We start from the raw sequence: 8,538 nt of genomic DNA, 5'->3' as shown, positions 1-8,538 counted from the left end.
TGCTCGTCGGTCAGCCAGAAAAGGTTGCTCATCATCACCCCCGTCAGTCCGGGAGTTTGAATCACGCAGGCCGGGCAGCCTCAAGAAAATCAATGGGTCCTGAGCCTAAGGTTGGGCTGGACTCTAATCGACGGTGGAGGAAAAATCCCGTGGCAGGTCAGGGCCTTGGCCGCCGCGTGATCCGGTCGGGCGAAAGCTGTGGCGATGAAGGCAGAGACCACGTGTCGGCTGTTCTTTCCGGCATGGGTCAGGGCATTGCGTTGGAAATGCACGGGGCAGCGCTGCTAGGTCGTGGAGAGCACCCGTGCTGTGGCCGCCTTGATGCCCTCCTGCGCGTCCGAGATCCCCAACGTCACGCCGCCAAGACCTCGGCGCACGAGATCGTGCAGGAACTCGGTCCAGAACGGCTCGGCCTCGGAGGCGCCGATTGCCATCCCTCGGTGCAGGTGAGGGTCAGCAATCCGACCCTACCGAGAAACCCGATGGCCACCCTCAGCTACACCCCGCCACGGGACACGATCCTCAGAACCGGTGGTGTGGCTCGCAAGTTCGTGCTTTATCTTGGACAATTCAGGGGCAGGGGGCCGCATTTTCGTCGCCCGACCTCGCCCTGCATCTGACCGAACTGACCCACGCGATCCAAGGGCGGGCCATGAGATGACGATTCCCTTTGAGCCCTCGGGACTGCCCGAGCGGACCCGGACGGCCGATGGCGCAGCGAACCCGGTTCTGCCCCGCATCGCCTATTTCACCGGCCAGTATCCGCAGGTCTCGCTGACCTTCATCCTGCGCGAGATCGAGGCGCTGCGGACGATGGGTGCCGAGGTGCTGAGTTGCTCGGCCCGGCAGACTCCGCCGAACCTGCACCCCGGCCCGGCCGAGAGGGAGGCCGCGGCCACCACCTTCTATGTGCTGAAGGCGCTGCGCAATCCACTGACGCTGGTCGCGGCGCTGTCCTGGCTGGCAACCCGGCCAAGGCGCTGCGCCCGGGGCCTCAGGCTTGCCTGGGCCACGCGGGCGCCGGGACTTAAAGGAGCGGTCTATCAGCTGATCTATTTCCTCGAGGCGCTGGTGCTCGGCCGCCATCTGGAGCGACACGCGGTGGGGCATCTGCATAACCATTTCGTTTCGGGGAGCGCCACGGTTTCGATGCTGGTCTCGGATCTGACGGGCATTCCCTGCAGCTTTACCCTGCACGGGCCCGCCGATCTGCTGGAACCGTCCCGCTGGCGGCTGGACGAAAAGGTGGCCCGGGCCCGGTTCGTGGCCGCGATCAGCCATTATGCCCGCAGCCAGACGATGCTGAATTCGGATCCGGCGCATTGGGACCGGATCCGGATCGTCCATTGCGGGGTCGCGCCCGGTCGGTATGAGGGGCCGGACCCCCGGCGCGAGGATGACGAAATCCGGCTTCTGTTCGTGGGCAGGCTGGCGCCGGTCAAGGGGCTGCGCGTGCTCTTCGAAGCGCTGCAGACGATCGGGGGCGATCTGCCGGGGCTGCGCCTGACGCTGGCCGGGGACGGCCCGGACCGGGCCGGGCTGGAAGCGGCGGTGGCCGGGCTGGGGGGCAGGGTGCGCTTCACCGGTTATCTGTCCCAGGAGGCCGTGGCCGCAGAGATGAAACAGACGGATATCGTCGTGCTGCCCAGCTTTGCCGAAGGGGTGCCGGTCGTGCTGATGGAAGCGATGGCCAGCCGCCGTCCGGTGATCGCCACCCAGGTCGCGGGGGTGGGCGAACTGGTCGAACATGGCCGCAGCGGGCTGATCGTGCCGCCCGGAGATGCTGCGGGCCTTGCGGCGGCGATCCGCCGGCTCGCCCGCGACCCCGCCTTGCGCGCCGCGATGGGAGAGGCGGGGCGCAAACGGGTCCTGGCCGAATTCGACATTGCAACCGAGGCCGCCCGCATGGCCCGGCTGATCGCCGAAGGGCCGGGGCAGGACCTGCGCCCCGCGCCGCTTGGAACGCAGACGGCCCGGCAATGGCTAGGCCGCCGTGTCCCGCGGACAGGAAAAGGCTCCTGACGGCACAGGGGGCAGGGGCAGCGTTCTGGCCCTGGCAGGGCTGGCGGGCAGTACCGGACCAGTCTGCCGCCCGTTCCGGGCCTCACGCCCGACCTGACGGTGCTTTTCTTCAATGCCTTTGCCGGGGACGAGACCCGGGCCGAACGGATCGTGTCCGCGGCCATGGCGAAGGATCCCGATGTCATCGTCTTTGCCGAAAGCCGCGCAGTCGGGCCCGCGCTGGCGCAATTGAAGGACCGCTACGAGGTGCTGCCGGGCTGTTCCCCGGAAAGCTGCGAAGTGCTGGTTGCGGTGAAACGGAAACCGGTGCGGTTCTGGACCTTGCAACTGAACCCGGTCTTCGAGGCGCGCTATGCCTTTGCGGAACTCGAGACCCCGTCCGGAAAGCGCGTGGCGCTTGCGGCCAGCCAGAGCGTCAAGCCCTGGTTCACGGGGGGGGCAGAGGCCGAACGCGAGAAGATCGCTGCACAGTACCGCTGGATCACGGGACCGGTGGTGGCCGTGGGCGATTTCAATGCCCCGCCCTGGAGCCGGCCAATGCGGCTGCTTCTGCACAAGACAGGAATGCGCGGCCTGCGCCGCCCGGTGGCGACCTGGCCTGCCGGGCTTGGCCGGTTCGGACTGCCGATCGACCAGATCCTCGTTCGCGGCGGCGCCCGGGTCGTGCATGCGGAACGGTAATCCTCCCCGTTTTAACGGGGCGCGACCGTAGAACTCACGCGGCCATTTTCAGCTTCATGGCGGGTGTGACGCCGCCGATGCCCATGTTCGGGCGTTCGTTGTTGTAGGTCCATAGCCATTCGGTGGCGATCTGCTGCACCTCCTCGATGGTGTCAAAGATGTAGAGGTCCAGCCATTCGTGCCGGACCATCCGGTTGTAGCGCTCGACGTAGGCGTTCTGCTGCGGCTTGCCGGGCTGGATGTAGGTCAGGGCGATGCCCTGCTGCTCGGCCCAAGTCATCAGCGTGGAACTGACATATTCGGGGCCGTTGTCCACCCTGATCGCCAAGGGTTTGCCACGCCATTCGATGATCTGCTTCAGGGACCGGACGACCCGCTCGGCCGGCAGCGAGAAGTCGACCTCGATGCCCAGACCCTCGCGGTTGAAATCGTCCAGCACGTTCAGCAGCCGGAACTGCCGCCCGTCGGCCAGGCGGTCGACCATGAAATCCATCGACCAAACGAGGTTCGGGGGCCGAAGCGTAAAGCCATCGATCCGGGGGATCGATGGCAGCGAAGGCGGCACAGCCAGTTCCTCGGGCTTTTCACGCTTTAGCCGTCGCCGCGGCTTGATGCGCAGGTTCAGCCCAAGCTCGCAGTAGATGCGGTATCCTGCTGGAGCGCAAGGGCATGATCATGAACGAGAAGAAGCTCTACCGCATCTACCGGGAAGAGGGCCTGTCGGTGTGCCGCCGCCGTGGCCGCAAACGGGCGCGCGGCAGCCGAACCCCGATGCCAGTGCCCCTGCAGCCAAATCAGCGTTGGTCGCTGGACTTCCTATCGGACACATTCGGGGCCTGCCGGAAGTACCGCATCCTGGCCGTGAACGACGATTGCTGCCGCAAGAACCTGGCGCTGATCGCTGACACCAGCATCTCGGGGGCCAGGGTGGCGCGGGAGCTTGATGCGCTGGTCAGGGTCTACGGAAAACCGGCCTGCATCGTCAGTGACAATGGCACCGAGTTCACCAGCAAGGCCATCCTGAAATGGGCCAACGAGAACGGTGTTGAATGGCACTACATCGATCCGGGCAAGCCCCAGCAGAATGGCTACATCGAAAGCATTCAACATGCGATGCGTGTGATCGGTGACTGGATCGCATTCTACAACCACCGCCGCCCTCATCAGGCGCTTGCCATGCGCACGCCTGCCGAGGCATTCAGATTAGCGGCCTAACCTGAGCAGATTCCGCTGGGTCGATACAGGGGAGAATTACCCAAACTCTAGCAGGCCGCTGAAAAAGTCTCAGGCGCGCGCCTGTCGGCCCGCTCGTCACGCTCCGATGCGCTGGATTTTCAACAGCTCGACGAGAGAGCCCGAAAGGTGACGCACTTTCGCGTCGAAACGGTTGCGGCCGGAGTTTTTCAGCAGCCTGCTAGACCCGGCCCAGCCCTTTGTGACGCAGTCCCAGGAACCAGCGTTCGTAGGTGCGGAAACTGATCTCGGCGACGAAGACAGCAAGTGCCGGATAGATGATCATGATGGCGATCTGATTTTCTAGGCCGACAGGTCTGAGAATCTTTACAACCGCACTAAGCGCAAAGAGGTGATAGAGGTATATGCCATAGCTGATCTGTCCGACCCGGGCGATCGGCGCAAAGCACAGAATTCTGTGCATGCCGTTGTCCTCGCGCACAACCAGACTCATCAGGATAAGTGTCATCAGTGCATGCATCAGCAGGTTCGGCCAGCCAGCCAGACCTTCGGGCCAGTTCGCCAGAACCGCGGCCAGGGCGGTGAACAGGAGCCATGGCATGATCCGCGGGGCGAGTAAGGGGGAGATCCTGTCGAACCAGTGTGGCTGATGGAGAAGGATTGCCGCAAGCGAGCCCATCAGAAGCGGCGCATAGGTGGATGCTGGCATCGCGAAGCGCAGTGGCCCGGCCCAAGCGGGATGAATTCCGAGAGGCGCCAGAGCTCCCAGCACCGCGGCAAGGTTGACGGCTACAAATCCCACGAGGACCGGAATGGCCCAGCGAGCTGGCAGCAGCATCAACAGCACCGGCCAGACCAGATAATACTGCTCTTCCATGGATAACGACCAGGTGACCGTCAGAAGAGGGATGTGCTCCGTCAGAAAATTGGACAGGAAGAGATAATAGAAAGGCAGAAGCTCTGCCGTCTCGCTTGCGCGTAGGGCGGCGAGAACCCCTGCGACCGTTACCACTAGGAAATAGACGGGCACGATCCGCAACACCCGCCTCCAGTAGAAACCGCGCAGATCGAACTGCCCTTTCTTGCTACGTTCTCTCAGCAGCAGCGTGGTGATCAGAAAGCCGCTCAGGACGAAGAAGAAATCCACCCCCGTATAGCCGCGTCCGAAGATCGGCGAGAAACCGATGAGGTGCTGCCAGAGTAGTCCATGGTGCCAGATTACGGCTGCGATGCAGATGAAGCGCAGCCCATCGAGTGATCCGAAATGATGTGTATTCAGATACTCTTGATAAGAGTGATCTGCGGCAGAATGAACCATCTGCACGCCCTCGGGCGAGGCTGTCGCGGCACTCCTGCATATGGCAATGGAACGCAATATCTAAGGCCCCGCACCGATACTCAGGACACCAGAGGCTTCGCGGCATCGGCCATCCCTGAGATAAATTCCTTCCGTTCTTTGCCAGACATATTGAGGGGAGGCGGGCCCGTGTCAACGGCATGGCGAATGCTGACCCGCCCGGAGGAAAGACCGGGCGGGTCAGGTTTTCAGTTGTAGGCGAAAGCCCCGCGCTTGCCGGGCGGCGCCCAGGCCACCCTCTCCTGCATCTGTCCGACGACACCTCCCCCGGTGAAGTCGCCGGTCGGGACATAGAGGAAATCCGCCCCGTGCCTGCGGCTCGGTCCATTCGCCTTGGCCTGGGCGCCGCTAGACTTGCCGGTGATCGTCTCTCCGTTACGGAACGCCCCAGTGACCTTCCAGAGCATCATCTTGCTCTGCGTCGATTGGTGATAGGTCAGCATAGCCGTGGCACCGGAGGTTCCTCCGGTGAGGGTTTCACCTTCCTCGAAAGTCCCAGAGGCCCCCGTGTAGCTGATCTCATGCGACGGCGTGACCGTGCGCGGGATGAATTGGCACGGCAGGAACGACTCATTGGTGTCGTTGATAACTCCGGTTCCGCCGGAGAAAGAGACGACTTCGAGGCTGTAGAGCGTTCCGCTAAGCTCTTGGAGCAAGAGGACCGTGCCGCTCCGGCGGATGACCTTGGCCGTAGCTCCACTGTCTACGCCGGTGATGGTCGCTCCGACCGCAACAGGCGTCCCAGTTTCCGCGTAGATGTTGATTTTCTTGGTCACATCTTCCGGGATTGCGGTCGAAGCCCCGGCCGCAGTGGCGACGGTGGTTGCGCCCGCCGCATAAATCCGATCAGCGGTCGTGAAGGCGCCGACTGTATTACTTACAGTGATATAGCCTCCGGCGTCCGCGACCACTGTCGCGGTCGCTCCGCTCGATGACCCGACAACTGTCGCACCGACCGGGAAGGCCGGGCCATTTTTGTCTGAGAGTGACAGCCTGGTACCGGATTCCGTTATTGCTGTGACTCGGGCATTGGCGGCCGCTTTCAGCGTTTCGCCCGAGACAAAGGCCCCCACCACTTGCGAGAGGCTGACCGTGCCTGACGCCGCATCTGGCGTCCGCTCGACCACGTATCCTGCGGCCCCAGAGGTAGCACCGTAAATTGCGCGGACAGAAGTCGAGCCGATAGTCCCGGTCGGGCTCTCGTCGCTATACGAAAGGACGTGGGTGGGCTTGTCCTTCAGCCCCAGGTCGCTTTCGTATTCCGACCAATAGCCCTCATAGAGCAATTTGGCCGAAATGCTGGACCAATCGAAGGTATCGAACGGGCCATCCGCAACAACGGGACTTTGATCGGCGAGGTTCGGGCCGTAGGTAACATTGTTAGAAATGACCATATCCGTGAAAACAGGGGGGTTATTGATGTGGACTGTCGTCAGCGTAGTTCCGCTATCTGTAAGATCACGAAGATAAATGCTGGTATTCCGCTGAATGCGGATAGGAGCAGCAATCGACGCCGCGCTCGGTGTAACCGCAGCAAGCCCAAGAATTACCGAGCTTCCGTGGAAGTACCTCGTTGTCCACAACCGGTTATCATGCTGTTGCGGTTGCGCGTTCGGCATGACAAGGTGGTTGTTTCGAACAAATGTTCCCCCTGAGAGAACGGAGATCATGCCGGTAAAGTTACTCGCGATGCCGACGATGATGTTTCGCTCGGCCAGAATGTTGACGACGGGAGAGACCCCAGACGTTGCCGATCCTGTGAGAAATGTTCCCTCGCAGAAGTTGCGTTCAAGGACTGCATGAAGGCCGAGTGCACCATCGTTTCCAAGTCGGAACGCAGGCTGCGCGGACAAAGCCGCACCGTTGCGGAACCAACCCCGATAACAGAAGAAGTCGCTACAAGTTACGTTGATGATCCGGCCTGAGGAACGGACTGCCCAACCTGCGTCGTTCCAGTTGTTTTTCATCATGGCGAGGCCTGGTGTGTCCTTCATATCACAGCCCGAGATCCCAATCGACGCCCGCTGCTCCTGGCAGAAAATGGGGCATTTGAACCAGTTTGACATCTTGCACTCTGTAAAGATGTACGAAGAGGTTTCACCTTGGGTAGTAGACACCGGACTCAGCATGGCAACGGCACCGGAATTGCCGTCGAACTTCACCCGATGCCAGACAAACATCTTTTCCACCCGCCCGTCGAATGTGTTGACGGCGGAGTCTCCGAGATTGGTGTCCGTAGCCAGATCATATCCGGCCGTATGGGTCAGGTCTTGAAAGGTGACATCGCAGTCATAGCGCATGCGCCCGAGCTTTAGGGTTCCGTCGAGGACGGCCTCTCCTTCTCCCCACTTGCTGAACAGGGCACCCGGAAACGTCCAGTTCACTTCAATCTCTGAGGGGACAAACGACTGGCCGCCCTTGAAGAGAATGCGGACCGGTTGTGCAATGACCCCGGAGCGCGCAATGGCTTCATCCCAATTCTTCACCCGGTTTGCGGCGACATCGGTCGGCGCCCCCGCCCAGGTTTCCCGCGGATCGTTGGAGACGACGATGGTCGTCGCATTTGTGAAGTAGGCCTCTGGATCGTGGGTCGTGAGCGTGACCGAAGCGGTGTTCATATGCCCGCTTTCGTCGATGGCCACGCAAGTATAAACCCAGTCACCGGGCTCGTCGGCGGTGAAGTGGACCCAGCGGCCGGTCCGCAGATGCTTGTCGTTCATGGCTGCTGGTACGCGCAACGGAATCGAATAGGCTTCTGGAGTGTAGACCTCCCCAACCTTGTGCCGAGTCCAAGTGTAGGAAATCTTGCCGAAAGACGGATCATAGTCGCCGTCGTTCGTCGCCAAGTCGATGGGCTCCACGTCGAAACCAGACGGGACGGCCTTCAGCCAGATGCCCTCGGGAGCCACATGATGATTACTGCGCCGGACCTCGATGGACAGCGATGTGCCCGGGGCCACGGCTTGTCCCCACCCTTCGGGGCCGGTTTGCCCGCTTGCGGTCTTGCTCCCTTGCGTGACAGCAAGAGCAACCGCCATCCCGGTGGTGATGCCAAGAAAACTACGTCTGGTTGCCATTTCAAGCACTCCATGGGCTGGGTTCATTGGTGCCACAGGACGGCATCGGGAAAAATGCCCCGCTGCGGCAAAATCTTAGAGGGATCTTAGCGGGGCACGGCGATCGCGCCACTGGGGACGGTTTCGGAGCCGACGGTTTCGCGGCAGGCCAGCAGCTGGCCCTCGTCCTGGGCGGTCACGGTGTAGCTCGGGCCGGTCGCGCCAGAG

The 8,538-nt window shown here is 62.1% G+C and carries 4 protein-coding genes and 3 pseudogenes; 3 read left to right on the top strand and 4 right to left on the bottom strand.

Going from position 1 to position 8,538, the window contains the following annotated elements; all coding sequences use genetic code 11:
- Positions 1-161: 161 nt before the first annotated feature.
- Positions 162-437: pseudogene (locus tag EV657_RS19710) on the bottom strand (transposase); the annotation flags it as partial.
- Positions 438-657: 220 nt separating this feature from the next.
- Between EV657_RS19710 and EV657_RS19705 the strand changes: the two are divergent.
- The gene (locus EV657_RS19705; protein ID WP_134079506.1) at positions 658-2,022 is read left to right on the top strand and encodes a glycosyltransferase family 4 protein; all 1,365 of its coding nucleotides are present in this window, start codon (positions 658-660) and stop codon (positions 2,020-2,022) included.
- Between the two features lie 99 nt (positions 2,023-2,121).
- Positions 2,122-2,703, top strand: a complete 582-nt coding sequence (locus EV657_RS19700; RefSeq protein WP_134079504.1) for an endonuclease/exonuclease/phosphatase family protein — start codon at positions 2,122-2,124, stop codon at positions 2,701-2,703.
- A gap of 34 nt (positions 2,704-2,737) precedes the next feature.
- Here the strand turns inward: EV657_RS19700 and EV657_RS19695 are convergent.
- A pseudogene (locus EV657_RS19695) lies at positions 2,738-3,352 on the bottom strand (IS3 family transposase); the annotation flags it as partial.
- On the opposite strand from EV657_RS19695, the pseudogene EV657_RS19690 reads away from it, so the two are divergent.
- Positions 3,343-3,918: pseudogene (locus EV657_RS19690) on the top strand (DDE-type integrase/transposase/recombinase); the annotation flags it as partial. The pseudogenes EV657_RS19695 and EV657_RS19690 overlap by 10 nt on opposite strands.
- Before the next feature lie 199 nt (positions 3,919-4,117).
- Here the strand turns inward: EV657_RS19690 and EV657_RS19685 are convergent.
- Positions 4,118-5,215, bottom strand: coding sequence for an acyltransferase family protein (locus EV657_RS19685; RefSeq protein ID WP_134079503.1), 1,098 nt, complete (start codon positions 5,213-5,215; stop codon positions 4,118-4,120).
- 227 nt (positions 5,216-5,442) lie between these two features.
- Positions 5,443-8,331 carry a hypothetical protein gene (locus tag EV657_RS19680; protein ID WP_134079501.1) on the bottom strand — a complete coding sequence of 963 codons (2,889 nt, stop codon included), beginning with the start codon at positions 8,329-8,331 and terminating at the stop codon, positions 5,443-5,445.
- Positions 8,332-8,538: the final 207 nt, after the last annotated feature.

The sequence above is a fragment of the Rhodovulum visakhapatnamense genome (genome assembly GCF_004365965.1).
Classification (GTDB): domain Bacteria; phylum Pseudomonadota; class Alphaproteobacteria; order Rhodobacterales; family Rhodobacteraceae; genus Rhodovulum; species Rhodovulum visakhapatnamense.
This window is presented reverse-complemented; position numbering and strand designations above follow the sequence as displayed.